Genomic DNA, 26984 nt, shown 5'->3' with positions numbered 1-26984 from the left:
TTCAACATGGAATCGATAGGTACCGTAGATCAGGTGTTCATGTGTTACGACACCATCCTCCAGGTGACCGCGCAGATGCTGAACGCGGCGCGCAAAGACGACTGGGATACGTCAATCGCGTTGCAGAAGCGCTATTGCGCACTGGTCGATACATTGCGACCAGTGTTCTGGAGGTTCACGTTCGACGCGCAGCAGCGCGCACGCATAGAGGATCTGACTCGCCGGATACTGTCTGACGAGACCGAAGTCCGCGACCTCGCGGCACCACGCCTCGCGCGACTGTCGGCGCTGCTCGCGAGCAACCGGCAATCCCAGGCGATGCAAAAGATGTACGGCCTGTCGCCGCGCGGCTACGCCAGATAAGCGCGCGAATTGAGAGGAAAAGCGTTCCATCAGGGCCCGAGCTGGAGTTTTATTGCGAGCCGTTCGACGTCGGCGACGATCTCCCGCGGGAGCAAATCCAGCAAGCAAAAAGCCCGGTCACGAGGACAAGGCCAGGTGCCTGTTTTTTGGGTGGGGCGTGAGTTACTCGACCACTCGAGCTGCGGATTAAGCGTTGGCTCGTCGCCTTTCGGTCGACTGTAGACTCCATCCGGGTTGATGGTTTTCGCGGTGCCGGCCTGGGTATTGGCTCGTCGGCCTACAGGATCGCGATCGCATCGAGCTTCGCCCGCATTCGGTCATGTTGCAGATGCCCGTAGTGCTTGTCGATCATCTCGGTTGACGTGCCCGCCATCCGCGCAACTTCAAAACTGTCGATGCCGTTCGCGATCATCTCGCTGATTGCGGTGTGTCGAAGAGAGTACATGACGATCGTGGGCGGAAGCTCGGCCGCCTTGGCCGCTTCCTTGACGGGCTTTTTCCACGAGTCCTTGTTCCAGCGATGGCCATACGCGGTTGTGAAAATCGGAGCGTCGGCGATCTTGCCCTTGGTCTGTTCTTTGAAGAACTGGATGGCGGACGATGAAAGGGACACGATTCGATAACCGGTTTTGCCATCAAGGGCCACGGTTCCCTGTTGCCGGTCGAAGTGTTTGACGCTGGTTTTGGCAAGTTCTCCGGGCCGGGCTGCGGTAAAGAGCATGGCCTTGACGAGCTGGCGGATGTCGTCGGCGCATGCGGCGACGAAGGCGAGGCGTTGCTCGCTTGGGAGGAACGATTGGCGCCTGCGGCCGACGTCCTTGAATTTTGACACCGTTTTCCAGCCGGCATCCGTCGCAACGAGCCGATCGTGCAGCGCGAGATTCAAGGCCGCTTTCAATGAAGCAAGGTTGCGGTTTGCACTGTCTTTGGCACGGCGCAAATCGTCTTCGTCTTCGGCACTCTCTTCGATCTCGCTGATCTGGTTTGCCAGCCAGTCGTTCAGATGCGAGGTACGCAGCCTGGAAAGGTCGATTTTAGCGATCTTGTCGTCGTAGACGAGCCGCTTGAACCGCCCTTCGGCGTCCGCCTTGCTCGCTGAGCCTTTATGAAGTCCGAGATGCTTGACGTAGTGATCGCAGGCGTCCTTGACGGTCGTACTTTTGGGCGAGACCCCGGCGTCTAGCGAGTTAGCCCATTCGAGAGTGGCTTTGGCCGCGTCGTCGTAATTCGCAAAGGTTCCCAGTGCCCGGTATTCCTGTTTTCCGGTCTCGGCCCGGCGTCGGGCCACCCAGGTTCCCTCGCCTTCAGCTAGCCTGCGAAATCCCACATAGAGGCCAGACTGGATGCGCGCGAAGTAGGGTTCGCGCCGCGGGGCGAGTTTGTCGCGGGCGGTTTTCGTGGTGATTGAAGAGGCCATGATTTTCGTACGGAAACGGTACGGAAATTCTAGGCTGGATGGGTCTGGACATCAATGGATTGTTTTTATATAAAAATCAACAGGTTGGTGCTGTTGGTTGGACTTCGATGGATGTGCATGGACGAGGTTTCCGGCCCTCCGAAGGCAGGGGTTGCTGGTTCGATCCCAGCCGGGCGCACCAAAATCTGGAAATGACGCTGGGTGATCCAAACCCAGAAAAAATCAAGGCCCTAAGGCGAAAGCCGAGGGCCTTTTTTCATTTCTCATGTCGCAAGAACCCCCCTTTATGCGCTATTTGGCGGAGAAGGGGCGGAGTTGAGAATAGCCCCAGGGCCGGAGCGCCAAAACCCGTTTACAAGCAATGAGTTACAGCAACGAGTTGTAAGCTTGGCGGAAAAAGCGTTTACTTCTGGTTTTTCAGAGTAGCGCAAATGAGCCCGGGAAAACATCTGATCAGTCTGCTGTCGGCAATAGAAGATCCCCGCGTCGTTGGACGAACGTGGCACAAGTTGATCGACGTTCTGTCGATTGCGCTGTTCTCTGTGCTGGCCGGCGCACAAGGGTGGGACGAGATGGAAGAATGGGGGCTTGCCAACGAAGCGAGGCTTCGGCAATACCTCGAATTGCCCCATGGCATCCCGGGGCACGACACCATCCGACGGATCTTCGAGGTGCTCGATCCGAAGCAACTGGATGCGTGCCTGCTGAATTGGGTAGGCGAGGTGTGTCCGGATCTTCATTCGGTCATCGCAATCGACGGCAAGAGTGTGCGTGGTTCGGGCACGCACGCCAGGGGTGTGCGTGCCTTGCATAGCGTGACGGCCTACGCGAGTCTAAGTGGGCTGGTGCTGGCGCAGCAGCGCTGCGAGGAGAAGTCAAACGAGATCACTGCCATTGAAGCTCTGCTGCCCGTCCTGTCGCTCAAGGGCAGCCTGGTAACCATAGACGCCATCGGCACTCAGGTGGCCATCGCCCAGAAGATCACTGAGCGTGGTGGCGACTATCTGCTGGTTGCGAAGGATAACCAGCCCGGTCTGGCTCAGGCCGTTGAAGACTATATGCGAATCGGCAAAGCCCACGATTGGGCGCACATGAATCCATCGATCTTTGAGACGCTGGATAAAGGGCATGGTCGCCTTGAAACCCGTCACTGTGTCGCAGTGGCAGCGCCGGACTATCTCAGCGAACTGGACCGCTGGCCCAGGCTTAAGAGCCTGGTGCGCATTGAGCGGACACGCGAGATCGCGGGCCAGGTCAGCTCGCAGACGCAGTACCTGATCAGCTCCGCAGCACCCGACGCCAAATACCTACTTGAGGCGAGCCGCATGCACTGGGCCATCGAGAATGGTTTGCATCATTGCCTTGACGTGACCTTCCGCGAGGACGCCAGCACCGTGCGCTTGCGCAATGCGACGGCCAATTTCGCCACCTTGCGCCGCATCACTTTGAATTTGCTGCGCATGCGGCCCGAATCCGGTAAGAAAAAGCGCAGCGTGGCCGCACGTCGCAAGGTCGCCGGCTGGAATCCCGACTACTTATTCGAGTTACTCCAGCTCACGCGACTTCCCAGAATTTGATGCTCCGGCCCTGAGAATAGCCCAGACGCAGCAAGAATCACTAAATGTCTGGAGCAGAGATGCCGGGAATCTGGAACAAAGCTCCTGAAGCGTTACCACCACCCCCGAGCGACCAACTTGGTGGGGAAGCTGGCGTTTCGGGCGTGTATGCATATTGTCCCCTTCATGACGAAATTTATGCGGGACGCAATTTCAATCACTTGGAGTCGTATCCGGAAGATGCCGCAACCGGGGAGGGGGCGGCCGGCATACTCGCCTTAGTACTTGAACAGAGCATTCCCCATAAGCAGGTCTTAGTCGGGGACGTTAATCAAGAAACTCCTGATCTTTGGTTTCTGGCAAGAACCACGGCAGAAACAGACCTATCGCATACACAGAACCGAAAGCGAGCGCTGTATGAGCGATACCGCCGAACGACTTTATCATCGTGCCTGCAAAAATCGGAAAGCACCAGGCGACCATGCGTGCCGAATTGAAAATGAAACTGACCGCCGTGGATCGTACCGATGACCGGAACAACTCAGCCGGATAGATCGCCAACCAGGCAAAGGCGCAGCCGAGCGTGAAGAATCCGTTTAGCGGCGCAAAAATCTGCATACTGCCGATCGACGACACATAACCATAGACGATGATGGTGGTGACGAGCGAGCCCAGGAACGTCCAGAACAGAAACCACCGTCGTCCAAGTGCATCGGCCAAAAAGCCCGAGAGAATGTAGGCGACGATGGCACCTATCGTGTACAGGATGGAAACGCGCGACTCCCATTGCCCGTGCCCCGCGACGCCTTGCGCCGCGGCAATGGCCCGCGTGTATGCCGGAAGCCAGCTCGAAACCGCCCACCATCCGGCGATCGTCACAATGGACAGTATGGATGTCAGCACGATCCGCCGCACAGACTCGCCTTCGCTGAACACCTGCTTCAGCGTGAAGGGGCGTTTCCCGCCGCGGGGCCCCGACGAGGCGTCTGTTGCGCCCCATTCACCGGTGCGTACGGCCTCGATCCATTTCTCCGATTCATCGACCCCTTTACGAATGTAGAGTACGAAGAATGCAGGCAGCGCACCGACGATGAACATTAGTCTCCAGTTGTCCGGACCCAATGGATCGAACACACTGAGGGCGTACCAGATAACCGCAGCGATCAAGGTGCCCCAGCCAAACCCGGATTGGAGGAATCCTGCGCCTTTGGACCGCGCCTCTCTTGGCCATGTCTCTGCGACGAGCGCGATGCCGGTGCTCCACTCGCTGCCCATCGCCAAACCTGTAACGAATCGCAGCAGGCAGAGTTGCCAGATCGTGTGCGAAAAAGCGGTCAACCCGGTCAGCAGCGCATAGAACAATACCGACCACATCATCATGCGCTTACGTCCAACGTAGTCGGCGAGAATCCCGCCGACCAGTCCGCCAATACCCCAACCTAGCAGCGTTATGCCGATCACCACGCCACTGAAGAACGGCGTCGCCGCCGCTTGCTCGGGGGTGAGGACGGAATGAAGCAGCGGCCCGAGCACGATCACGAGGGCTAACGCCTCGTAGCCGTCGAAAATCCATCCAAGGAAAGCGCCCGCCAGGGTTTTCCAATGTGTTGAAGTAAGATTCGCGTACCAGCTTGGCGAAGGACTGACGTGTTGCTGCTCGATCTGCACTGATCGTCTCCGGTAATGCTCTAACTTCACTTTCGTAGTCTCGCGTCAAGCCAACCAAGGCTCAGCGGCGAAGTGGTCCTTTTCGAACGCTTTTATTCGCTCGCTATGGCTAGCCAATATCTGCCCGATTTCGTCGAGGCCTGACAGCAGAGAATTCTTGCGGGAGGCATCTAGGTCAAACGGATAACTCTTCCCGCCCTGGCAGACGACTCGCTGCTCCGGGAGGTCGATCGTTATGGGTGTCGGTTTGTCTGTCCGGGCCAGGTCGTCGAACAACTCTTCGACAACATTGGCTGGCAGCCTTATCGGAAGAATGCCGTTTTTGAAGCAATTGCCATAGAAAATATCACCGTAACTGGGCGCGATGATGGCTTTGATCCCCCAGTCGGCCAACGCCCAAACGGCATGCTCGCGGCTCGATCCGCATCCGAAGTTGGCGCGGCACAGCATGATTTGCGCGCCATGATAACGAGGTTGATTAAGTGGGAAGTCGAGCCGCTTCGTCCGTTTTGTGATGTCGTCACCAGGCTCGCCTGCTTCGGCATAGCGCCAGTTGTCGAACAGGTAATCGCCGAATCCGACGCGGCTCGTCAACGCCATGTACTGCTTCGGCAGGATCGCATCGGTATCGACGTCGGTACGATCGATCGGCACCGGGTAGGACTTCAGAATAAGAAATGGTTTCATTCAGAGTTCCGCTGGGTCGATGAAATGTCCGGCGATAGCCGCTGCAGCCGCCATAGCCGGGCTCACCAGATGGCTGCGGCCACCACGCCCCTGTCTTCCTTCGAAATTTCGATTCGAGGTTGACGCGCAGCGCTCACCTTCACCAAGACTGTCGTTGTTCATCCCAAGGCACATCGAGCAGCCCGGTTCGCGCCACTCGAAACCTGCCTCGACAAAAATCTGGTCCAGACCTTCTTCTTCCGCCTGGTACTTGACGTTCCCGGAACCGGGCACGACCAACGCCTGCTGGATCGTGGACGCGACCTTCCTGCCCTTCACGACATCGGCGGCAACGCGCAGATCCTCGATGCGCGCATTGGTGCACGAGCCGATAAAAATCTTATCCAGTCCGATTTCCCGAATCCGCGTTCCTGCCGCCAGCCCCATGTAATCGAGCGCGCGCGTTGCGGCTTCGCGCTGCTCGTGAGTCGACCCGGCAGCGGGGTTCGGTACCTGTCCATCGATACTCGCGACCATGGCGGGCGTCGTTCCCCACGTCACCTGGGGCCGCAGGTCGCTCACGTCGAACACGACCGTCTTGTCGAATTCGGCCGAGGGATCGCTGTGCAATGTCGACCACGACCGCTTTGCGTCTTCCCACTCTGTCCCAACCGGGCTTGACGGACGTCCCTCGAGATAGTCGATCACCGTCTTGTCGACACCAATCAGCGCACAGCGAGCCCCTGCTTCCACGGCCATGTTGCACAATGTCATACGGCTTTCCATGCTGAATCCGGATACCGTCTCGCCTGAAAATTCCAGTGCAAACCCAGTCGCAAAGTCGGTCTTATACCGGCCGATAAAAGCCAGGGCGACGTCTTTCGCGTAGGTGCCGCGCGGCAATTCGCCTCTGATTTGCACGTTCAGCGTCTTGGGCCGGCGGAGAACCAGACATTGTGTTGCGAGAATCTGCTCCACGTCCGATGTGCCGATACCAAACGCCAGCGCACCGAATGCACCGTGCGTCGTGGTGTGCGAATCGCCACACGCTATCGTCATACCGGGCAGCGTCTCACCGAGCTCGGGCGCGACGACGTGCAGGATTCCTTGCCTGCGGTCCGTCAGCTCGAAAAAGCGCAGAGCGTATTCGCTGCAGTTCTGCTGTAGCGCCGCGAATTGTCGCGTGGCCGCTTCGTTGTGCATGCCCGCAAGGCGATTGGTTGTGGGAATATTATGATCTGCCGTTGCCAATACCGATGAAGCGCGCCACGGTTGACGCGAGGCACCGCGTAAGCTATCGAATGCCTGAGGACTCGTCACCTCGTTCAACAAGTGCCGGTCGACATACAGCAAGAAATAATCGTCATCCAGTTGTGAAACGACGTGTCGCTGCCAAATCTTTTCAAGCAGGGTTTGGGGGTCAACCATGGTTATCCATCATCGAAAGCGCGGGAAATGCTTGCTGGTGAGGATAGCAGGCCACGGGTGGGACTGAATTGACCGTTCGCGACAAGTGCCGTCGCGGTCCGGCAAAGCTCTTCGACCCAAGTTTATGTGAAGGATTTGTCTGACCATGCGTTTCGATATTGAGACTTTGCGGCTCTTTATTTTTGTGATTGAAGGAGGAAGCATTTCTGCCGCTTCCGAGCGGGGGAATGTTGTGGTGTCCGCTGTCAGCCGCCGCATTTCGGACCTGGAGCGGGCCGCCGGAACGCCATTGCTGCATCGACGTAGCCGCGGCGTCGAGCCGACCCTCGCGGGCATCGCGCTGTACCGGCGGGCGAAGATCGTGATGGACCATTTGCAGCAAATCGAATGGGAAATGGGACAGCATAGAGACGGGGTGCGAGGGCAGGTGCGGCTGTCCGTCAACCTGACGGCGATGGCGCATTATTTGCCCAAGGAACTCAAGTCGTTTGTCAATCGTTTTCCCGGTGTTCAGATCGGACTTGTCGAGCGTCTCAGTGACCAGGTATCGCGGGATGTACTCGGCGGGGATGCGGATATAGGCATATGTGCGGCATCCTACATCGATGAACGCCTGTCGGAACAACCGTTCCGCACTGATCGACTCGTGTTGATCACGCCTGTGGACCACCCCTTAGGTCGACGTAAAACGGTGAAATTCGCAGAGACCCTCGACTACGAGCACGTTGGCATGCAAGACGGCGCGTCCATTCTGGCCCTTGCTACCCAGGCGGCCAAAGCGCTGGGGTGTCCCATGCGTCTGGCCATTCAGGTCACAAACTTCGAGGCGATTCGCAATATGGTCATTGCCGGACTGGGAATTGCCATCATCCCGGAAATCGCACTTGCCGAACGGGATCATTCCGACTACGTGACAGTGACGCTCGACGAACCGTGGGCCGTGCGGCAGCTCAAGCTGTTATTCAAACCCACGGCGCCTTTGCCGATAGCGGCCATGCACCTTCTCGACCACCTCTGTACGAAAGGCGGCAAGCCAGAGATAGGCTCGGATCTAATGGAATGGACGCCCACACCCGATACGGAATCGATGTGCCAAAGTGGAGAGGAGCGCCCATCATGAAGATTCAATGCCTATAGCAGTCAGCGTCAGCGGAGCGGGTCAGTTCAAAGCCTTTTAGGAAGCGGTCGCGGATTTTGCGCCGTGCCTGCGATCGTTCCGATATGTTTGCCGAGCACATCGGTCGCGGTGTTCATTTCAGACCCGCTCAGAAGGCCTGCCAGTCCGCCACACCGGTATCGGTCGCGACCACGGTGCCCCTGTCTGCAACGACCGGCGTCGTCTTTGGCTTTCTCAACGTTGCGTGCGGGGCCCGGCGAACTGTCGGTGCTGGCCGACGCGGTTCGCTGTGCTCGACAACCATTCGTGACGCAGTGGGCCCTGTTTCGGCGATCCTGAAGACGGCCACCGCGTCACGCAGTGCCTGCGCCTGTTCGGCCATCGCATGCGCGGCCGCCGACGCTTCTTCGACCAGTGCCGCGTTCTGCTGGGTCACCTTGTCCATCTGGCTGACGGCCTGGTTGACCTGCTCGATGCCGGTACGCTGCTCTTCCGATGCCGACGAGATTTCGCCGATGATGTCGGTCACACGGCGTACCGACTGGACGACTTCGTCGATCGTGCTGCCCGCTTCCCCGACGAGCTTCGAGCCGGCCTGCACCCGATCCACCGACTCACCGATCAGTGCCTTGATTTCCCTCGCCGCGCTCGCACTGCGCTGGGCGAGCGTGCGGACCTCTCCAGCCACCACCGCAAAGCCGCGCCCCTGCTCACCGGCGCGCGCGGCCTCGACTGCCGCATTCAGCGCGAGGATGTTGGTCTGGAATGCAATACCTTCGATCACGGCGATGATTTCGCCCACCTTCGATGAACTGTCGGCGATCCCATGCATCGTGTCGACCACGCGTCCGACCACTTGACCGCCGCGCTGCGCGATGCCGGAGGCCGTGGTGGCGAGCGTGGTCGCCTGCTGCGCGTTGTCCGCGTTGTGACGCACCGTCGCGGTCAGCTCTTCCATGCTCGATGCGGTTTCCTCGAGCGACGCGGCCTGTTCTTCGGTTCGTTGCGACAGATCGGTGTTGCCCGCGGCAACCTGATGCGTGGCAGCCGCGATCGAACTGGCGGAAGCCTTGATTGTGTCGAGCGTGCGCGTGAGCCGTTCCTGCATGCGCTTCATTGAGAACAGCAGGCTCGATCGATCATCGGGCGCGATCTCGACCTTCGCTGTCAAATCAAAGTCGGCGATGCGATTGGCGATTTCGGCGGCGTACGCCGGCTCGCCGCCCAGCGCGCGAATGATGCCGCGATTGAGCAGCACCACCACTGTCGACAACGCGCAGGCCAGCGCGATCAGCAACCCGAGGCTCTGATAGACCGCTGACCGGAACGCCGCATCGATATCGTCGACATAGAGCGAAGTCATGATCACCCAGTTCCACGGGTTGTAGCTCACGCTGTACGCAATTTTTGGAACGGCTTCGGTCAATCCGGGGCGTGGAAAGGCGTAGGCGGAGAACCCATTGCCGCCCGCCTTGACCGCATCGACCATGGCTTGAAAAACGTACACGCCGTTAGGGTCGCGGTATTGACTGACGTCCTTGCCGGTCAGCTCAGGATGAAACGGACTCATCACCACGACGACATGCGAGTCGGCGATGACGAAATAGCCATTGTCGCCAAACCGGAGGCCGCGCAGCGCATCCACCGCACGCGACTTCGCTTGAGCGTCGGTCATCGTGCCGGCGCTTGCTTGATCGCCGAAGGTCTTGACAACGCCAAGTGCAATTTGCGCTGCATGCTGCATGTCCGCTTTACGGTCGTTCAGTTGCGTTTCTTTTGTTTGATATGAACTCCCGAGTTCGACAGATTTTCGTGTAAGTGATTGATTTTGCTGAACCCGGGGGTGCAAATTTGCCACTACAAGCTACGGATTGTCGGTATCGGCAGGTTTAGGGCATCGAAGAGTTCCTTCTGTTCAGGAGTCAGTGTGGACAGGCCGGTTGCGCTTTGGCGCCGATGAAGGACGACCTGATGAAACTGGATGCGCCGGACGATTTCCAGCGCACGCTCGGGCGAGCAGGCTTTGTCGCGGGCCTTCAGACGCATGCGCATCACGCGATACAGCACGAGCGCCAGAAAGCAGATCATCGCGTGTGCGCGAATCCGGTCGGGCAGGCGATGGAACACCGGGCCGATCTCGATTTCGGACTTCAGTACGCGGAAGCCCCGCTCGATGTCAGCCAGCGACTTGTAGCGCTTCACGACGTCGATCGGGGTGAGCTCCGGCACGTTGGTCACGAGGATCAGCTTGCCGTCCATCATGCGGGCGCGGGTCAGTGCACGCTCATCGATGTCGTAGGTGAACAGGTCCGATTTCAGATCAACCCTGACGATCGATGCGAGCTTCGCTTCGCAGACTGCCTGATAAAGACGCGCCTTGGCACCGCTGTCGGAGAGCTTGCGGCCCTTGTGCTTGCGCCCGCCGTCCTGTCCATCGAGCTTGTCGGCCCAGCGCGCTGCGTCCCGTTCAAGTTCGGCAATATGCTTATCGCGCCGGGCACCCATTTCTGCGGCGAAGTCCGGCCGGTGCGCGACGATCAGCCGGTGACCCTGCCACTTGAATTCTCCGATGACTTCGGTGCTGGCCTTCAGGCAGGTGTCGTTATGGAAGCTGGCGAGCAGTTCGTCGAAATCGCTATAGCGTCGCGCCGCGACGGCCAGGATGAATTCCAGTGGCTGGTCATGGACCTTGATGGACTGGATCGCTTCCAGGTTATCCAGCGACAGCAGGCCGCGATCGGCCACCAGCACGACGCGGCGAACCGGATAGCGCGCCAGCACCTTGGTGATCGTTGGCACGAGCGTGTGCGTCTCTGCCGCGTTGCCGGCAAACACTTCGTGATGGATCGGCAGGCCGTCGGCGGTCTGCACGACGCCGAGCATCACCTGGCGCGCGATGTCCCCTTCCTTCGCAAGCCCGTACTGACGGATCTCGCCTGCCATTTCCGAGTGGCCTTCGGTACGGATCGTCGTCAGGTCGTAGAACACGATCGAGAGTTCCTGGTCGATCAGCGGGCGCAGCAGCGCGGCAGACACCTCCTCCAGTGCATCGGCGCACTCGACCAGCGTATCCATGGTGCGCAGCAGCCGTTGATGCGTGACCGTCTCAGGTGCAACGTCCGGCACCATGGTCGCTTCGAGCCATCGCGTGATGCCCAGCTTCGATTCCGGATCGCACAGCCGGTTGAACACCATCACGCGCAGCAGGCGCTCGGCGTCGAACTGGTGATGCGGTCGCAGCACGCGACGGAACGCATCGGCAAAGCCCAGTTCTTCCCACAGCGCCGTGAGCATCCAGGTGTCGCCAACCGACAGGCCCGACGTAAAGGCGGCCTCGCCGGTGCCCTCATTGAGCGTCGGTTTGCCCGCCGCACGCAGCAACCCGTTGATCAGTGCATCGTTACCGCCGGCCTGTACGCTCTCCAGTCGTCCCAAGGTAGCAATCACGCGCTGACGCGACACACCCAGCTCATCGCGAAAGGATTCCATGAGCTGGACGTACTGGCGTGGACCCGAAGACGTGACTTTGATAAACATGCCACAACTGTAGTCACGAATATGGCTTGTTTCAAGCTGTATTGTGGTATCGGCGTGCCACTACAGAGTTATTCAAGGTCCGCGCATCAAGTGTTTGATTTGTCAGCGCCTTTGCCCGCAAACTGCCCCGAAAATCGGTTTAAGCTGTCGAACTCGGGTGAACTGTAAATCGCAAGGCCGGCAAGGCAGAGCAGGCTCAGAATGAGCGGCAGCCAGAGCTTATGGGCAACGGAAAGCTTCATTTGCTGATGATCGGAAAGAGGAAGGTGTGAGGGGACGGGACAGGCAAGCTGCGCGCTCGCGAGCGCAGCTTGCGCGTGCCCAAGGCGTTCACATCGGCAGCTGTGCAGAAAACTTGAGCGGGCTGCGAGATACGGTCGGGTTATCAGGAATGTGGATTGACGATGACATGAGCTCCTGGAGATCGACACTTCCCGTGCTGCTTGAGCGGTAGCACAGCCGGTTAGCCGACGGGTGAAACCTTCGACCGTCTGAACATGCGGGCGTAGAGCGCGCTGCACGACGCAACGCAATGTTGTCGCAAGAGGTGTTCAACGCGCTTCGAGGTGTTGAGCAGTGAGCACGCCAAATGCTGCGGATCAATGAGACCCTATCGCGTCCCTCACAGCTGGTTGCCACATCGCATTTATCGGCGTGAGCCACGAATAGTTTAGGCGTATTTGCTTAGGTAAATACCCTGGTTAAGCGGATCTGAGTGTCCCATAACATCCACACGCGCCCACGCGGGCCGGCTCCGCGAACTTCGGCGAGCCGGTCATTCGTTGCTCCATCCCATGAGGTGGCTTCAACCGGTCAGTACGCGCGTCAGTTGATCAAGATCCACTGCGTCGTCGGCACGGCGAACCGTGATTTCGAACTTGGGCTTGCTGGCGGCTCCGTCATAGTCCAGTGTCAGGTACTTGTCGATGTGAGCAAACCCCGGCGGATACAAAACCGAATACGACAAACCCTGCAAGATTTAAGGCCGCTCTTAATAAGCAAGATTGCGGTTCGCCGAGTCCTTCGTGAGGAAAAGTCCGGAACGCAATGCCGAGCGGCTCACAGGACCGAAGAAGGAGCGAAAAGACTGCAATCCTGAAGAGGCTAACTTAAAAACGTCGGGATAAGTAATGATTTAATTGACGACATTTTATTCCGATTTTCAATTAATTTATTAAGGGTTGTAGGCGGCGAATTGCAGATAATATCGCGCGCCTTTCCCTCGATAGTACCTATACCAAACATGCCCATTGCAGGGGGTAACTTTGGATTTCTTGAAGATTTGGCCCCTTTCGCTACCGACCCTATTAACTCTTAAACTCGTCAATTTCTATTTGTCTGATATTTGGTAAAGAGGCTATTAATTAAATAGTGCCACTTTGTTTGAATTTGTATGATGTATCAGATACGTCTGAATATAGCCAAAAAATGCCTGTCAAAAACGGCTCGGTAAATTTTTTTAAGCTGCTGCGGGACGTTAATTCTAATTGCGCTTAAAAGCTGCTAACCCTTGTCACAAGGGGAAGAGCGGGAGTCCAGAAATTATTACCACGTGTTGTCTATAATACAAGTTGCTTCGTTACGCTTCGTTACGAGTGGTCTCTTAAATTTTGTTTCATTTATGTATCAGTGCTTCTCATCAGACTAGGCCGGTAGAAAATACCTTCCCGGAAGCGGCAATTTATTCCGGTACGGTATTTCGCCTTTTGGTCCGGAACTATTTCCTGATCTGGGCTCGAGAGGTGCACTTCGCGCTGACGTAGGTCGCATTGAATCAGACGATTAATTTATCAGACGATTATGCGTGATTGAATGATTTTTCGTTCATTCGTCAGCAGAAATCCTCTCCAAAGAGCAGAAACATTAATTAGGTATACTTCGTGTTGTTGCGTATTTCGCGTAGCGACGTCCTTTAACGCGAACGTTGTTCGTTTTAATGGCCGGGTTAACGGCCTTGATAGACAGATGTCCTATTCCAGCAGATATTTCCCGAGACCCGGCACTTCATCCGATCAACCTTTTCGACGACGAAAATTTCCGGCCATCCTCGTGCTCGGTGCAGTAGTGCTAGCCCTCGGTGGCTGCGGGGGCGAGAGCTCTGGCGATGATAGTACGCCTGCAGCAACTGCTGATGCCGCCACTCCCGCTGCACCCGCTACACCCGCTACACCCGGTCCTGTCGCTGAGGCGGCCACCAGCGTTGCGGACACGAGCCAGGCCGTTGGCGACACCCCCTCCGCTGTCAACAACGACAGTCCGACCCACAACCGCGTGGTGCTGCGAAGGTCTGGACAAGGAGATTGACGAAACGGTCGGTAACGCTCTCCTGGTCATTGGCCAGGTGCCGTATCGATTCAACAGGTCTCTCGCGGCATCCGGAAATCCGCCTCCGCTTTACGAGTGACGCATTGATCAAGCCGTTATACGGCTCGTGATAGTGACGTCGTCGCAGGGCTTCGTGAGCATTTAAACGAGTTCACGCGATAGATCGCATCGCGTCCGCAATGGATGGCCGTTGGCGAATTGATGTGGATGCTCGCGGACTCAATTCAATTATCAGCAACTCATAGGAAAGAAATGAACTCACACTCTTCGCCTTATTCGCCTTTTTTATAATCTTGTGTGGGCAGCCGCTATCGGCCCTCGCGGCGACGACTACGCGCATCGCCCAGCAACCGCCAGTGAATGGCAATGGCGCCGACCGGTTTGCAATGGACGTGAATTGAAACCTTTGGAGTGCTGGCCAAACAGCGCTGAGCGAATGCTCGAAAGATCTCGACCTGATTTCAGGATTGGGTGTCGGTACGGTTCGCCTTGGTGTTTCCTGGGATTTCATGGTGAAGGCCGATGGCAGCACTTTGCACCAAACAGGGTGGCGTTCCTCAAATCTCTTCTTAATGCAGCCCGTACGCGGGGCATGAAGATTCTCTTCCAGGTGGGTATGTACGCGCCTGCAAGCGCCTACAAATGCGCTGGTACTCAGAGGCCGCCGAGCGGCTCTTCGGGACGGCTTGACTTGTGACGCCGTCTTTTCGAAATATTTGAGCTCGCTCATGGATGTGGTCTTGCCATTTACCGCCGACATCGAGCTGTTAAATGAAACCAACTGGGGTTTCTCGGCATCCGATCCGTCCTACGGAAATCCGAAGGGAATCGCCGGCTACATTCCGACGCGCGAGAGAGCGCTCTACACGAGCGCCAAGACGTTCCTGAATACGAAAGCGCAGTCGGGCTACCGAACGGTTCTGCATACCCAGGGGATCTCTTATTTTTACAACTCGGCTTATCCGAACAATGGTTGGAAGCCGCCTGCATCAAATCCGCTGATCCAGGCAACGGACGACATCAAGGCCGTTGGGAATAAAACGGCAAGTGCCGCCATCCCCCTGAATGCCGCCGTTGACGTGGTCGATATCCATCCGCACTTCAACAGCAGCGAATACGTCATGCTGGTGCAGGCCTTTATCGATACATTGTCGAGCGTTGTTCCCAATGGGCCTAAAAAGCTCTGGCTCACGGAAACCAACAATGGCACCGATGGCACGGACGCTGGACAGACCGCTGCGTTCAACCAGTTGAAAGTGTTGATGAATAACGGCTCTGTGCAGAAGGCGTTCTGGTACGTTGTGCATAATGGCGATCTTGGCAATGGCGAAGGCGATGGTTATTCGATTTACGATACCAATCGCAATCTGATCCCGCCGCAGCTCGCCGCTACCATTAAAGCCTATACCGCTACCATTCCGCGTTCGCAGCGGTTCTTGTCAGGATAGTATGTGACGCCCGTGAAGTAAGCAGCGTATCCGCTGCTTCCATGATCTCAAGCGCCTGCCGGATAGTCTCTTCGCGCGATTTTGGATGCAGTGGGTCCTGACCGGTCTTGCAAAAGGCTTTGCAAACACACGTCGCACTCTATTCGATGCCAATCTCCGCACGGTGAGATTGGCGCGTCGAACAGGCTGAGCCTGCGGGATACATCCCGCTGGCTCTGATCACACTCTCACCAGCAGCTTCCCCAGATTCTTCCCTTCGAACAGGCTATTCAGCGCATTCGGCAATGCGTCGAAACCATCGACGTACGTCTCCTGATACACAATTTCACCGTTCTTCACCCACGGCGCGACCGTCTGCAGCATTTCATCCATCCGGTGCACAAAGTCGCGCGCCAGAATTCCCTGGATCGTCGCGCGCTGAAACAGCATGTGCTGCAAGAAGCGCGGCGCGAGGTCCGGCGTGTCGAGACCGCCGTCGTATTGCGCGATCGCGCCGCAGATCACAATTCGCGCGCGGCGCTTGATGAGCGGAATCACCGCGTCGGTGACCATGCCGCCCACGTTGTCGAAATAGACATCGACGCCGCCGGTCGCGGCTTGCAGCGCTGACTGCAGGCCTTCGGGCGTGGGATGCGCGCGGTAGTCGACCGCGCCGTCGAGCTTCAACGTGTCGGTCAGAAACGCGCACTTGTCCGGGCCGCCCGCGATTCCGATGACGCGGCATCCGGCACGCTTGCCGAACTGCGCAACCAGCGAGCCAACCGCACCCGCGGCACCGGACACGACCAGCGTGTCGCCCGGACGCGGGCGGCCCGCTTCCATCAAACCGAACCACGCGGTGCGTCCCGGCATGCCGAGCACGCCGAGCGCGGTCGAAACCGGCGCTGTGTCGGGGTTCAGCTTCGTCAACTCGCTGTGATGGCACCTGGCGTACAACTGCCAGCCGCTATAGGCCGAGACCCAGTCGCCCTGCTTGAACAGCGGACTCGCCGACGCCACCACTTCACCCACCACGCCCGCGCGCTGGACGATACCGAGCGGATGCGGCACGTCGTAGGTATTGCGTTCGTGCTGCTGGATTCGAATGTACGGATCGACGCTGACGATACGCGCCCGGATCAACACCTCATTCGAAGACAAATGGTCGTCGAGTTCGCTTTCGCGCAACTCGTAATGCTCATCGCTAACGCGTCCTTCGGGACGTTTGACGTAAAACCACTGGCGATTTCGATAACTCATGTGAAGACTCGCTGCTGTCGTAGACGATGAGTGATCTTACCAGTGGGGCAATCGCTCGCCCGCGGCGCGCCTGACCTCGTATCGTCGAACGGATGCGGCGAGGCCGGGTGGCATCGGAACATGCGCGAGATCCCAAGCTTGTTGAAAGGCGCCCGTCCCGTTAGAATCCCCCGGTCACTGGGGAGTAGCCTTCCTTCAATCATTGAAGGATAGCGCGTCAACATACTTGGCCTGCGGGTCATGGCGCGTTCGACCGGGTCGGTTTGGCGAGACCATTGGCGCACTGCTTCGTTCTGGTCGGACGGGTCGCGGTGCGTCATTGGTTTGTCATTACGTCCGACCGCGGAGTTGCCCTGTGAAACATCGTTGTGCCCTGCCAGTCTCCCCACTTGGCCGTCCGTCGTGCCGCTTCCTCTTTGCTTTTGCGGGGAGCCGCGCATGACCGGTCTGCTCTTCGAACTCGCCATCATGCTGGTTGTCATTCTGGTGGCGGCTGAGCTCTTTACCAATGCGCTCGAACATCTTGGCGAGCGCCTGAAAATCTCCGAGGGCGTGACGGGTTCGCTGTTCGCGGCGGTCGGTACCGCATTGCCCGAAACCCTCGTCCCGCTGCTCGCGATTGCAGGCGGCACGGCCGATAGCGCCGTCAATCAGGAGATCGGCGTCGGCGCGATTCTCGGCGCGCCGCTGATGCTTTCCACCCTGTCCACTTTCCTGATGACGCTCGCGATTCTCGGCTCGCGCGGCGCCAAAGGCTGGGTCACGCCGGAGCGCACCGGTTTCACGCGCGATCTGAACTACTTTCTGTGCGCCTTCGTGCTGGCGGCCGCGGCAATGTACGTGCCGCACGAAGAGACGATCGTGCGGGCGCTGTTCAGCGCGGCGCTGGTCGGCGTGTACATCACTTATGTGGTGATGACGTTTCGCGCCTCGAACAAACTGGTCGACGCCGGCCATGGCACCGAAGCGCCGGGCAAGATGCTGCTGTCGCGTCTTGGCTTGCCTACGAATCTGGCGACCATCGCGGTGCAACTGGCACTGGCCGTTGCGTTGCTGGTGTGGGGCGCGGAAGGTTTCATCCACGGGGTGCGGGGCGTGTCACAGGCGCTCGGCGTCTCGCCGCTGCTGCTGTCGCTGCTGATCATTCCGATCGCCACTGAGTTGCCCGAGAAGGTCAACAGCATCCTGTGGATTCGCCGTGGCAAGGACACGCTGGCGTTCGGCAACATCACCGGCGCGATGGTGTTTCAGGGCACCTTGCTGCCCGCGATCGGGATTCTGCTGACGCCGTGGACACCGCGCATTGAAGTGTTGACCGGCATCGTGATCACGCTCGCCGCTGCCGCGTGGTTGCGGATCAATGTGCGCAAACGCGGTGTGCCGGTGTGGGCGTTGCTGGTGTGCGGCGTGTTGTACGCCAGTTACCTGGTGATCACGCTGACTCGCTAAGCGAGTAATGAAAGGCCGGGATGGCCGCGCAAAAGCCGCAGCGACGGCCACAACAAAGGCAGCCTTTAATTAGACGGTCCAGCAGCCGCAGCCGCTGTCGCTGTCGTCATCGCGCTATCCGGCTTGAACACCGTCTTCCAGTCATCCTTCATATCGACGACGAGTCAGCCCTTCACGCCGACTTCGTCCAGGCCCCTGTCGAGCTTGCCGCTTTTCGCCGTGCGGTCGTACGCATATTCCCGTTCGCCGTCGGTGTGATGCACTAGCACGCGCGAAGCGTGGGCCATCACCCGCCGAGGTCCATTCAAGCAAGGGCATATCGCCGTCTGCGTTGACGAAAGGGATCACTGGACGCCTGCCGATCACGCGATCGATAGCGAGCAGTTTCGCCGCGCCGTCGACCAGATTGTCGACCTGCGCAAACCGGGTCAACGAAAACCGCGCCGTTCGTCGACGGTCAAGGCAATGCAGTACCGGCGCATGGTGCGAGTTATGAAAGCTTCATCAAAAGCGGTGACTCGAACTTCAAGCGAACGCCCGTTTAATCGGGTAAAGCGGTTATTGCAGCCCCTGCGAGCGCTTTTTCGCCAAACAGCCCTTTAAGTTGGCCAGCCTGGGCGGCTGAAACATGTACCGCTTTTCTGAATGCGCCTAAAAGCCGCATATGGGCGTGGCGAAAAATGCTAATTGAATTCAAAAAAACTATGCGCCGCCTTTGATCCGATGTTCCTTTCTATCGTGTTACAAATTTATCTCTGTAATTTTGAGAAACATTTGCTAGTATTCCGCAACAATGTAGCCACCGGGAGTCTTTTATCGGCTACATGCTTTGTTTTGTGTTGCGTCTCTCTTGTTCAAGGAGCGTCCATGCAAGCCCAATGTGCAGCCGCAGCGCTTTCTCAGATTGATTGATGGATTTAACGCGAGTTAATCGCGCGCCTCACTTGCTTTGCATCTTTTTACCCGGCTGCGCGTAGCTGCCGGGTGAGCGAACGCATGCCCGAAACTAATTCGATTTAATTCGAAAATACGAATACTGGTTCTTCTTGCTCGATTTGCGTTGGGCAAAGGAATACGTTCGCCTATAAAAAATACCCGAAGACGAGGTATGAGAAATGGATTGCAAAGGCACGGTTTGGTCGGCAGCGTTATACGCCGCTTCGGTGGTGTTGTCGCCGGCATTCGCCCAGGCATCGGCCGACGAAGCCAATAAGAGTAATAACCCACTTAACCTGGCCGCCTCATTCAACATCCAGAATTACTACACGCCGAGCGTGTTCGGCGCGAGCGCGCACACCAATGATCTGCTGCTGCGCCCCACTGTCCCGATCGGCCCGAACAGTCTGATCGGCGTGCCGGAAATCTTCCGCGCCACTGTGCCGGTCAGCACGCGCCCCGACCCGAGCGGCGGGTACAACACCGGTCTCGGCGACCTGAACCTGTTCGACATCTTCCTGCTTTCGCAAGGCGACGTGCAGATCGGCGTAGGTCCGCTGGTGACCATGCCGACCGCCACCGATCCGAGCCTCGGCACAGGCAAGTGGCAGGCCGGCCTTGCCGCCGTTGCCGTGAGTGCGACCAAGGCGCGGCTACTTGGCGCGCTGGTGCAGTGGCAACACTCGTTCGCCGGACAAAGCAGCCGGCCGACCACGCAGTCGCTCACGGCGCAACCGTTCGGCATCTTCAACCTGCCGGGCGGCTGGTACATCCGCTCGACCGGCACTTGGACTTTCGACCTTCAACACGGCAGCTATTACATCCCGGTCGGCCTCGGCGCCGGCAAAGCGTGGAAAGGCGGTTCGACCATCTACAACGCGTTCATCGAACCGCAGTACTCCGTCGCCCATTCCGGCGCGGGAGTGCCCAGGTTCACGATCTTCGCGGGCCTGAATATGACGTTCGGCAAATAGACCAGAACCTGAGAGAAAGCAGACATGACATTGCTTAACCGCCTGCAAATCGGCGCAGTCGTCGCCGCCCTGTCGCTGACGATGTTGCCGTGCACCCAAGCCGCCGCCCAGGCCAGCGCCCCGTCCGCGGGCGTCACGGCCTCTCCGGACGAAGCGCGCGCAATCGCCAAAGATGCGTTCCTGTACGCATATCCGATGCTGTTCAACTACAAGACGCTTTATCAGCAGGCGCTCGATTCCAGTTCAAAGTCTTACGTGGGCGGCTTCGGCAAGTTCCGCAATTACTCCCGGCCGTACGGTCCCGAGAACAAGGAAATCGTGACGCCGAACAACGACACGCCGTACTCGTGGGCATGGCTCGATCTGCGTCGCGAACCGTGGGTGCTGACGGTGCCCGCGGTGCCGAAAGAGCGTTACTACGTGTTCCAGTGGATCGATCTGTTCACCTACAACTTCGCGTACGTCGGCTCGCGCGCCACCGGTAACGGCGCGGGCCACTATCTGTTCGCCGGACCGAACTGGCACGGCGACCCGCCCAAAGGCATCGACAAGGTGTTCCGCTCGGAGACGGACTTGATCCTGACGCTCGGCCGCACGGCGCTCAACGGCGCGAGCGACGTCAAAAACGTCGAGGCGATCCAGAAGCAATACAAGCTCACGCCGTTGTCCACCTTCGAGCATACGGCTGCACCACCACCCGTCGCGAAACCCGATTTTCCGAAATGGGATGAAGCGAAGGCGACCTCGGTCGACTTCATCGCCTACCTGAACTTCCTGTTGCAGTTCACGCAACCGCCCGCGCCGTCGGAGAAGGAATTGATGGCGCGCTTTTCGAAGATCGGCATTGCGCCGGGCGCGCCGTTCGATCCGGCCGCGTTGCCGCCGGAAATTCGCGCCGCACTTGAAGCGGGTGTCGTCGACGGCAAAGCCGCTCTGGCCGATGCGGAAAAACACACGACCAGTTCATTCGACCTGTTCGGCAGTCGCGCGGACCTGAAAGACGACTACACCACGCGCGCCGTTGCGGCTGCGATGGGAATTTACGGCAACACCAAGGAAGAAGCGGTCTACGTCGGCACGCGCGTGAACGGCGAACACGCGCAACTGCTTGGCTCGCAGCCGTACGTGTTGCACTTCGACAAGACGGACCTGCCACCCGCAAAGTTCTTCTGGTCGATGACGCTGTACGACCTGCCCGCGCGTCATCTGGTCGCCAATCCGATCAATCGCTATTCGATCGGCGATCGTACCAAAGGCCTGAAGTACGGCGCCGACGGCTCGCTGGATATCTACGTGCAGAACGCGTCGCCGGGCGCGGACAAGGTGTCGAACTGGCTACCGGCACCCGCAGGCGCATACGACCTCGTCATGCGGATCTACGGTCCGGACCAGAGCGTGCTCGACGGCGCCTGGAAATTCCCTGAGTTGCAAAAGCGCTAAGCCGCGCATGGACGAACCCGAGAACGATATGAACAAGAAAACCGCGACATGGGTCACAGCTGCCGTGCTGGCGTCGGTCGCCGCACCGATTCTCGCGAAGACGCAGCAGGACCAGCCGGCCCATGCGACGGCCACTACGGCGTCCGTGCCAGGCCCGGTGGCCGGCTACGCGGTCTCCGAAGAATACGCGCGACTAGTGGCGCGCCAGACCTACTTCTGGGCATGGCCGATGGTGAATGTCTACGGCCGGCTGCTGGCGATGAGACAGGTACCACAGCCGGGTCTGAACGGCGGCATCGTGCCGGTCGCGCCGCCCAATCATCTGTCGATGCTGCGCGACTACGTCGCGCCGCAGGAGCGTTTTGTCGCGTGTCCGAATCAGGATGTGGTCTATGGCTCCGCGATTCTCGATCTGAACCGGACGCCGGTGGTCGTGCAGGTGCCCGATTTCGGCAAGCGGTTCTGGGTGTATCAAGCCGTCGACCTGCGCACGGACGGTTTCGCCAGTCTCGGCAAGATGTACGGCACACGGCCGGGTTTCTATCTGTTGGCCGGTCCCGACTGGCACGGTCAGGTGCCGAAGGGCATTCGCCAGGTGTTCCGCTCGTCGACCGGTGTCGGCAGCTTCATTCCGCGCGTTTTCATGGACGACACGCCTGAAGATCGGGTGGCCGTGCAATCGGTGATTGCAAAGATCGCGCTGTATCCGCTCGCGGAGTACGACGGCACGGTCAAGGAAACCGACTGGTCGAAGCTGCCCAGTTTCGGTCCGGCCGGTGGTACCGCAAGCGGCAACGCCGAAGAGATCAAGTGGGTCGATCCAAATCGTTTCTGGGACGAATTGCCTGCGGTACTCGACGAGTGCCTGCCGACTTCTCAAAGATCGCGGCTGATGACCCGCATGCGAACGCGCTCGTCTCCGTGCCGGGTACACCGCAGGCGAAAGAAGCAGCGATCGCCGCGACGATCCCGCAGACGGCGACCGTGTCGCGCAAGACCACCACGTTGAAGGTCGTTTATGACGGCGCGCCGAAGTTCGTCGGCATCGCGGGCACGTCGTTGTCGTATGCGGTGAACACGGCGACGCCGGTGATCCAGACCGCGCCTTCGCAATTCTTCGCGGTGGCGAATGGGATCTGGTTCACGGCGAGCGCGGCAAGCGGCCCATGGCGCGTCGCCGATACCGTGCCGCCCTCGATCTATACGATTCCGGCGGCTTCGCCCGTACTTACGTGACGTACGTCCACGCTATTCGGCGACACCGGATACGGTGGTGGTCGGCTATACGCCGGGCTACATGGGCGTGGTCGTCAATGCGGACGGCACCGTTGTGTACGGCACCGGCTATGTGTATGCGCCGTACGTCGGCGACGTCTACTACGGCTATCCGGCCACCTATGGCTACGGCGCGGGTTTCGCGCTGGGCACCACGGTGGGCTTCGCGTTCGGCTTCGCGATCGGCGCCACGTGGGGCGCTCCGTCGCCCTACTGGGGACCGTATTGGGGCGGTGGTCCGTGGAGCTGGCAATACGCGAACGTCAACCAGGCCAATATCTATGGCCGTTGGGGGCAGGGCACCGTGACCCACGCCAGCGGCTGGAACGGCTGGACCGGCAATAGCTGGTCGGGATCGGCGGCATCTGGTTTCAATCCGTACACCGGTGGTCACTTCCAGGCGAGCCGCGGTGCGGTTGAAAATGCGTACAACGGCAACTTCGCGGCCGGACGGCAAGGCTCGTTCAGCAATCCGTCGACGGGACGCAGCGGCGCGGCGCGCGGCGGCGTGGTGGGCAACGAGGCCACCGGCGATTATGCGGCGGGCCGTCAGCGGGCCGGCTACAACGCGCAGACGGGTCGCTACGGCGCGGCTGAAGCCGGCGTGACCGGCAACGCGTATTCAGGCGATCACCAGGCGGGTACGAAAGGCATCGTGGGCAACAAGGACACGGGTCGCGCGGTCGCGTGGAATAACGGCAACGTGTATGCGGGCAGCGACGGCAAGGTCTATCGGCACGAGCAGGGCGGTGGCTGGGAGCAGCACAGCGCCGATGGCTGGCAGCCGGTTCAGCCGAGCGCGAGCCAGACCCAGCGGCTGGATTCGCTGAGGCAAGGGCACGATCTTGGGAATGCGCGGGCGAGTGGGCAGTTTCAGCCGCAGCGGCGGTTTGGGGGCGGGGGTGGAAGGTTCAGGCGGTGAAGCGAACGCCGGCTGGTTGGAGGCAGGTCACCCACTCGATGTCGCGCGCCGAGCTCGTTGCTCATCACCGGCAGCATGGGGACCTTCCTGTTTGATTGCTCAGCGGCGGTATCCGAAGTTCAGCCGTGTGCCGAAAGGCCGTACATTTTGTGCAGCGCGCGCGTGTGACGGCCGCTCTCCAGTAGCGCGGACAGCCGCGCGAGGCGCGGCGCTGCCAGTTCACGCACCGCTGTCTCGTTTGAGAGGATCCGTCGGGTCAGGTCGTGCTTGCGCACGCGCTGCGAGTCGTCGAGCGGGATGTTCGCGTCGACGGGCCGCAGAGTATCGGCCAGCGCCGAATACCGGGCCTGCAATTCGATAACGGTATCCCAGTTGTCTTCGCGCGCTGCGCTCAGCATCCGTTCCGTTAGATGGAGGATGCTGTCATAGCGCACGAGTAACTGATCAGCTGTAGTGATCGCTTCCATATCGAATCAGGCGGTGGTGGTCAGTTGTGTCAAGCCGGCCGAGCTCTTGAGCTGCGGCTTGATGCCAGTCCAGCCCTCCTCGATGGTCGCGAGCAGGCCATCGATTTCATCGAGCAGCGCCGGGTCGTTCGTCAGATTAGCCTCGAGCAGGCGGCGCGTCATATAGTCGTACAGGGCATTCAGGCGCCCCGCGAGATCGCCGCCCTGCTCGAGGTTGAGGCCCTGCTGCAGGCCCCCGCCGACGATCGCGATGGCATGCGAAATCGACTTGCCTTTCAGGGGGATGTTGCCGCTTTGCATGTGCACGCGGCCCATACGGATCGCGCGGCGCGCGCCCTGGAACAGCAGCGCGACCAGTTCATACGGGCTTGCACTGTTCACGCTGGTTTCGAGGCCAACGCGTGCGTAACTTTCTGCTCCAAACTTACCTGGCGAATACATGAATACTGTCCTCTTCTTGCGAGTGGGTCGGCGCACGGCTTGCGTTGCGGCGTGGTTCCATCAACTGGATGAGGTGGACGGGTTGAAGGTCAATTGCAGGAAGGTTGCGGTCGACTGCATCTGGACCACCATTGCGTTCATTGCCGAGAACTGGGTCTGGTACTGCTGCTGCACCTGCGTGATGTATTGCTGCAAATTCGTTTGCTGTGTCTGCAGCGACGTAACTTGCGTATTGAGCGTGTTCGTCGCATTCGCGATCGAACCGGTGGTCGCATTGGTTGCGTTCGCGACGATTCCGTTCAGCAGCGCAGCAAAGCCCTGCGAATAGTTGACCGTGCCGAGTGCGCCGGTGCTGCTCCCAGTCACCAGGATCTGCAGGCCGGCCGCCGGGCCGCTGTTGCCGACTGCCAGCACCTGACCACTGCCGGTTGCCGCATAGCCGCCGATCGTGCCTTGCACATCGACGCCGGTAGTGGTCGTCTGCGAGCTGCCGAAGAGCTGCGTCGCACCCGTGCCGCCGATCGAGACGGACGACTGCGAGCCGTAACTCGTCGATGTCACGTTGAGCTCGCCGCTGGCGTTCTGGGTCACGTTGACTGACACGCCAGCCTGCTGCAGCGTGGTGTTGGTGTTGATGGCGGTCTGCAGCGCCGTTGCAAGCTGCGTGGGCGTATAGCTGCCAGCCGCAAGCGTGACGTTTGCCATCACGCCGTCCACCGTCACGGCCAGCGGCATACCGCCGGACGCGATCGTGGTCGCGGTGGTTATTGCCGACGAGCCGGTGAAGGTCCCCTGGGTCGCGGCCTGCGTGATGTTGACCGCATACGAACCGGCCTGCGTAGTCGAGCCGCCAATCAGGTAGGCGACGTTGCTATTGGTCGCGGAGCCGGCAGTGCCGAATAGCGCGGCAAACTGGGTCGGATTGCTTTGCAGTGCCTGAGACAGCGTCGAATCGTCGACCGACAATGAGCCGTCGGTGTTGAGCGAGATGCCGACGTCGGACAACGACGAATAGCCGCCGCCGGTACCCGACAGCGCGCTTGCGACCACTTGCTGCAACTGGTTCTGGATCTGCGTCGTGGTGGCGTCGCCGATCAGCGGGCCATTGGTGCCGCCGGGATTGTAGGCGGTCAGGCCGTTGATCGTGCTTTGCAGCGTGTTGTAGGCCGATACGAAACTATCGATATCGGTCTGGATCGAACTCGAATTGTTTGCGACCGTGAGCGTCGACTGGCCCGTCTGCAGGAGGGTCAGGGAGATGCCGGGCAATGCGGCTCCGACGTCATTGCTCGAACTGCTGAGCGCGAGGCCGTTGACTGTCAGCTGGGCGTCCTGCGCCGGCGCGGTCTGGGTCATTGCGCTGCTGGCTGGGGTGCCGGTGCTGGGCGGGTAGGTCAGCAGGGAGCTGATGCCGGCGTCGCCTTGCACCGAGACCTGCATGCTTTCGTCCGCGCCCGTTGCGTTCGAGGTCAGCACGAGCCGGTATGGCGTGCCGCTCCCGTCGTTGACGATCGACGCCGTGACGCCGAGGTTGGCGCCATTGATTGCGTCACGCATACCGGCGAGCGAGTCGTTGCTGCTGTTGATCGTGACGCTGCCGCTGCTTTGCGACGGATTCGGCGTGAAAGTCGTACCGCTTTGCGTGCCGAACGTAAACGTGACGGTCGAGGTGCCGCTGCCACTCGAGAGGTGCGAGTTCAGGCTGGCCTGGCCTGCTGTCGCGAGCGACTGGGCCTGGGCCAGTTGCGTCGCGTTGATGGTGTAGGTGCCGGTCTGGGCGCCGATCACCGCGCTCGCGGTGAGCGCCGACGTATTGCTGGAGGTCGCGCTGAGCGTTTGGAACTCGGTTGGCTGCGTCAGTTGCGCCAGCGATTGCTGAAACGTCGCGAGTGCCGAGCTGAGCTTGCCGTACGCGGAAATCTCTGTCTGGACACCGGTGACCTGGTTTTGCAGTTGCGTGAGCGGGATGCTTTCGATCTGCATCAGCCCCGTCAGCACCTGGCTGATCGGCAATGTGGTGCCGAGACCAAGGCCGACCGACGAGATGATCGACGCGGGCGACGGCGTCGACGCCGACGTCGACGAACTGCTGGTACTGGTCACGCTGCTGGTCGGAGATATCGGTGTAGACATGTTGAGTCTGTGCCCTCTGAAGCGGCGCATCGCGCCGGCCTTGCGTCGAAAGTGGCGGTGCGTGAGCGAGGCTGCCAGCATCCGCTGCTTGTGTGTCGGTTTTTGAGGCGGCGTTCCAGGAACGCCGCCTCAAAAACCGGCCGGCGCATACGCGCCGGCCGTCTACTACCTGCTTACTGACTC

Annotated in this window: 19 protein-coding genes, 2 pseudogenes and 1 riboswitch; of the genes and pseudogenes, 9 read left to right on the top strand and 12 right to left on the bottom strand. The window is 59.5% G+C overall.

Annotated features, from left to right (window positions below; genetic code table 11):
• Positions 1–6 precede the first annotated feature (6 nt).
• A complete protein-coding gene (locus P0D84_RS00105) occupies positions 7–363 on the top strand; it encodes a flagellar protein FliT (protein ID WP_408331419.1) in 357 nt (118 codons plus the stop codon).
• 277 nt (positions 364–640) lie between these two features.
• Here the strand turns inward: P0D84_RS00105 and P0D84_RS00100 are convergent, their stop codons facing one another.
• The gene (locus P0D84_RS00100; protein WP_408331417.1) at positions 641–1780 is read right to left on the bottom strand and encodes a tyrosine-type recombinase/integrase; all 1140 of its coding nucleotides are present in this window, start codon (positions 1778–1780) and stop codon (positions 641–643) included.
• 431 nt (positions 1781–2211) lie between these two features.
• Here P0D84_RS00100 and P0D84_RS00095 point away from each other — a divergent pair, with 431 nt between their 5' ends.
• The gene (locus tag P0D84_RS00095) at positions 2212–3357 is read left to right on the top strand and encodes an ISAs1 family transposase (protein ID WP_408331415.1); all 1146 of its coding nucleotides are present in this window, start codon (positions 2212–2214) and stop codon (positions 3355–3357) included.
• A 306-nt stretch (positions 3358–3663) separates the two neighbouring features.
• Here the strand turns inward: P0D84_RS00095 and P0D84_RS00090 are convergent, their stop codons facing one another.
• The 3 genes from P0D84_RS00090 to leuC are packed head-to-tail and all read right to left on the bottom strand — an operon-like array spanning position 3664 to position 7098.
• Positions 3664–5004, bottom strand: a complete 1341-nt coding sequence (locus P0D84_RS00090; RefSeq protein WP_408331413.1) for an MFS transporter — start codon at positions 5002–5004, stop codon at positions 3664–3666.
• A gap of 45 nt (positions 5005–5049) precedes the next feature.
• Positions 5050–5691: a 3-isopropylmalate dehydratase small subunit gene (gene leuD, locus P0D84_RS00085; RefSeq protein WP_408331411.1), complete on the bottom strand. Its 642-nt coding sequence runs from the start codon at positions 5689–5691 to the stop codon at positions 5050–5052.
• Positions 5692–7098, bottom strand: coding sequence for a 3-isopropylmalate dehydratase large subunit (gene leuC, locus P0D84_RS00080; protein WP_408331409.1), 1407 nt, complete (start codon positions 7096–7098; stop codon positions 5692–5694). It abuts the gene before it with no gap.
• A gap of 145 nt (positions 7099–7243) precedes the next feature.
• Here leuC and P0D84_RS00075 point away from each other — a divergent pair, with 145 nt between their 5' ends.
• Positions 7244–8218, top strand: a complete 975-nt coding sequence (locus P0D84_RS00075; protein ID WP_408331407.1) for a LysR family transcriptional regulator — start codon at positions 7244–7246, stop codon at positions 8216–8218.
• Between the two features lie 145 nt (positions 8219–8363).
• On the opposite strand, the gene P0D84_RS00070 is transcribed toward P0D84_RS00075, so the two are convergent.
• The 3 genes from P0D84_RS00070 to P0D84_RS00060 all read right to left on the bottom strand — a co-directional run bounded on the left by P0D84_RS00070 (position 8364) and on the right by P0D84_RS00060 (position 11994).
• Positions 8364–10073 (bottom strand): methyl-accepting chemotaxis protein, encoded by a 1710-nt coding sequence (locus P0D84_RS00070; protein WP_408331405.1) that lies wholly within the window; start codon positions 10071–10073, stop codon positions 8364–8366.
• On the bottom strand, positions 10073–11752 hold the full coding sequence (locus tag P0D84_RS00065; RefSeq protein ID WP_408331403.1) for an IS1634 family transposase: 1680 nt from the start codon (positions 11750–11752) through the stop codon (positions 10073–10075). The genes P0D84_RS00070 and P0D84_RS00065 overlap by 1 nt, the downstream gene beginning before the upstream one ends.
• A gap of 86 nt (positions 11753–11838) precedes the next feature.
• The gene (locus P0D84_RS00060) at positions 11839–11994 is read right to left on the bottom strand and encodes a hypothetical protein (protein ID WP_408331401.1); all 156 of its coding nucleotides are present in this window, start codon (positions 11992–11994) and stop codon (positions 11839–11841) included.
• A 2811-nt stretch (positions 11995–14805) separates the two neighbouring features.
• On the opposite strand from P0D84_RS00060, the gene P0D84_RS00055 reads away from it, so the two are divergent.
• Complete coding sequence (locus P0D84_RS00055; RefSeq protein ID WP_408331399.1) at positions 14806–15525, top strand: hypothetical protein; 720 nt, start codon at positions 14806–14808, stop codon at positions 15523–15525.
• A 219-nt stretch (positions 15526–15744) separates the two neighbouring features.
• Here the strand turns inward: P0D84_RS00055 and P0D84_RS00050 are convergent, their stop codons facing one another.
• Positions 15745–16764 carry an NADP-dependent oxidoreductase gene (locus P0D84_RS00050; RefSeq protein ID WP_408331397.1) on the bottom strand — a complete coding sequence of 340 codons (1020 nt, stop codon included), beginning with the start codon at positions 16762–16764 and terminating at the stop codon, positions 15745–15747.
• Positions 16765–16931: 167 nt separating this feature from the next.
• A riboswitch (yybP-ykoY riboswitch) is annotated at positions 16932–17102 on the top strand.
• A 100-nt stretch (positions 17103–17202) separates the two neighbouring features.
• On the opposite strand from P0D84_RS00050, the gene P0D84_RS00045 reads away from it, so the two are divergent.
• The gene (locus tag P0D84_RS00045; protein ID WP_408331395.1) at positions 17203–18213 is read left to right on the top strand and encodes a sodium:calcium antiporter; all 1011 of its coding nucleotides are present in this window, start codon (positions 17203–17205) and stop codon (positions 18211–18213) included.
• Between the two features lie 164 nt (positions 18214–18377).
• Here P0D84_RS00045 and P0D84_RS00040 read toward each other — a convergent pair whose 3' ends face one another.
• Positions 18378–18500, bottom strand: coding sequence for a hypothetical protein (locus P0D84_RS00040; RefSeq protein ID WP_408331393.1), 123 nt, complete (start codon positions 18498–18500; stop codon positions 18378–18380).
• A gap of 828 nt (positions 18501–19328) precedes the next feature.
• On the opposite strand from P0D84_RS00040, the gene P0D84_RS00035 reads away from it, so the two are divergent.
• From P0D84_RS00035 to P0D84_RS00020, 4 genes and pseudogenes are all read left to right on the top strand, one after another.
• Positions 19329–20123 carry a hypothetical protein gene (locus P0D84_RS00035; protein WP_408331391.1) on the top strand — a complete coding sequence of 265 codons (795 nt, stop codon included), beginning with the start codon at positions 19329–19331 and terminating at the stop codon, positions 20121–20123.
• A gap of 24 nt (positions 20124–20147) precedes the next feature.
• Complete coding sequence (locus tag P0D84_RS00030) at positions 20148–21563, top strand: DUF1254 domain-containing protein (protein ID WP_408331389.1); 1416 nt, start codon at positions 20148–20150, stop codon at positions 21561–21563.
• A 7-nt stretch (positions 21564–21570) separates the two neighbouring features.
• Positions 21571–22260, top strand: a pseudogene (locus P0D84_RS00025) (DUF1254 domain-containing protein); the annotation flags it as partial.
• A 161-nt stretch (positions 22261–22421) separates the two neighbouring features.
• Positions 22422–23760 (top strand): annotated as a pseudogene (locus tag P0D84_RS00020) (carbohydrate-binding family V/XII); the annotation flags it as partial.
• 119 nt (positions 23761–23879) lie between these two features.
• On the opposite strand, the gene P0D84_RS00015 reads toward P0D84_RS00020, so the two are convergent.
• From P0D84_RS00015 to fliD, 3 genes are read right to left on the bottom strand one after another with little or no spacing between them, the layout of a single operon-like run.
• Positions 23880–24227, bottom strand: coding sequence for a flagellar protein FliT (locus P0D84_RS00015; protein WP_408331387.1), 348 nt, complete (start codon positions 24225–24227; stop codon positions 23880–23882).
• Positions 24228–24233: 6 nt separating this feature from the next.
• Complete coding sequence (gene fliS, locus P0D84_RS00010; RefSeq protein WP_408331385.1) at positions 24234–24668, bottom strand: flagellar export chaperone FliS; 435 nt, start codon at positions 24666–24668, stop codon at positions 24234–24236.
• A gap of 60 nt (positions 24669–24728) precedes the next feature.
• Positions 24729–26801, bottom strand: coding sequence for a flagellar filament capping protein FliD (gene fliD / locus P0D84_RS00005; protein ID WP_408331383.1), 2073 nt, complete (start codon positions 26799–26801; stop codon positions 24729–24731).
• Positions 26802–26984 lie beyond the last annotated feature (183 nt).

The organism is Paraburkholderia sp. RL17-337-BIB-A, assembly GCF_046025895.1.
GTDB classification, from domain to species: domain Bacteria; phylum Pseudomonadota; class Gammaproteobacteria; order Burkholderiales; family Burkholderiaceae; genus Paraburkholderia; species Paraburkholderia fungorum_C.
This window is presented reverse-complemented; position numbering and strand designations above follow the sequence as displayed.

Coding starts and splice junctions, on each gene's coding strand:
- P0D84_RS00015 (WP_408331387.1), bottom strand. CDS start 24,227: ATGGAAGCGATCACTACAGCTGATCAGTTACTCGTGCGCTATGACAGC.
- P0D84_RS00095 (WP_408331415.1), top strand. CDS start 2,212: ATGAGCCCGGGAAAACATCTGATCAGTCTGCTGTCGGCAATAGAAGAT.
- fliD (WP_408331383.1), bottom strand. CDS start 26,801: ATGTCTACACCGATATCTCCGACCAGCAGCGTGACCAGTACCAGCAGT.
- leuC (WP_408331409.1), bottom strand. CDS start 7,098: ATGGTTGACCCCCAAACCCTGCTTGAAAAGATTTGGCAGCGACACGTC.
- P0D84_RS00035 (WP_408331391.1), top strand. CDS start 19,329: ATGGATTGCAAAGGCACGGTTTGGTCGGCAGCGTTATACGCCGCTTCG.
- P0D84_RS00075 (WP_408331407.1), top strand. CDS start 7,244: ATGCGTTTCGATATTGAGACTTTGCGGCTCTTTATTTTTGTGATTGAA.
- P0D84_RS00045 (WP_408331395.1), top strand. CDS start 17,203: ATGACCGGTCTGCTCTTCGAACTCGCCATCATGCTGGTTGTCATTCTG.
- P0D84_RS00030 (WP_408331389.1), top strand. CDS start 20,148: ATGACATTGCTTAACCGCCTGCAAATCGGCGCAGTCGTCGCCGCCCTG.
- P0D84_RS00040 (WP_408331393.1), bottom strand. CDS start 18,500: ATGGCCCACGCTTCGCGCGTGCTAGTGCATCACACCGACGGCGAACGG.
- P0D84_RS00065 (WP_408331403.1), bottom strand. CDS start 11,752: ATGTTTATCAAAGTCACGTCTTCGGGTCCACGCCAGTACGTCCAGCTC.
- P0D84_RS00060 (WP_408331401.1), bottom strand. CDS start 11,994: ATGAAGCTTTCCGTTGCCCATAAGCTCTGGCTGCCGCTCATTCTGAGC.
- P0D84_RS00055 (WP_408331399.1), top strand. CDS start 14,806: ATGGATGTGGTCTTGCCATTTACCGCCGACATCGAGCTGTTAAATGAA.
- P0D84_RS00050 (WP_408331397.1), bottom strand. CDS start 16,764: ATGAGTTATCGAAATCGCCAGTGGTTTTACGTCAAACGTCCCGAAGGA.
- P0D84_RS00100 (WP_408331417.1), bottom strand. CDS start 1,780: ATGGCCTCTTCAATCACCACGAAAACCGCCCGCGACAAACTCGCCCCG.
- leuD (WP_408331411.1), bottom strand. CDS start 5,691: ATGAAACCATTTCTTATTCTGAAGTCCTACCCGGTGCCGATCGATCGT.
- fliS (WP_408331385.1), bottom strand. CDS start 24,668: ATGTATTCGCCAGGTAAGTTTGGAGCAGAAAGTTACGCACGCGTTGGC.
- P0D84_RS00105 (WP_408331419.1), top strand. CDS start 7: ATGGAATCGATAGGTACCGTAGATCAGGTGTTCATGTGTTACGACACC.